The organism is Acinetobacter sp. 25-47-122, from assembly GCF_056779695.1.
The window spans coordinates 1-257 of sequence record NZ_JBWYIJ010000036.1; the positions used below are offsets into that span (position 1 = coordinate 1).

Below are 257 nucleotides of genomic sequence, written 5' to 3' on the forward strand. Positions count from 1 at the left end.
ACTTTACCAGCAGTAAATGATGAAAACGAAGATGGTGTGGATGATGCAGTTGCAGCACTTGAAGAAGCAACAGAGGCAGTAGAGGCGGCTGAAGCAGCATATGCTGAGGCAGAGCAAGCACTAGCAGATGCCGAATCAGATGGTTTAATCACGCCAACAGAACTTACTGAGCTGACTCAAGCACGTGATGATGCGCTTACTGCTAAAGAAGATGCACAAGCGAAAGTTGATGCACTTCCAGAAGGAGCAGACAAAGA

Annotated in this window: 1 protein-coding gene; it reads left to right on the forward strand. The window is 47.1% G+C overall.

From position 1 onward, the window contains the following. Positions 1 to 257 (forward strand): GA-like domain-containing protein (locus AC1M9P_RS14665; RefSeq protein ID WP_481588097.1); only part of this gene is annotated, 257 nt, incomplete at both ends.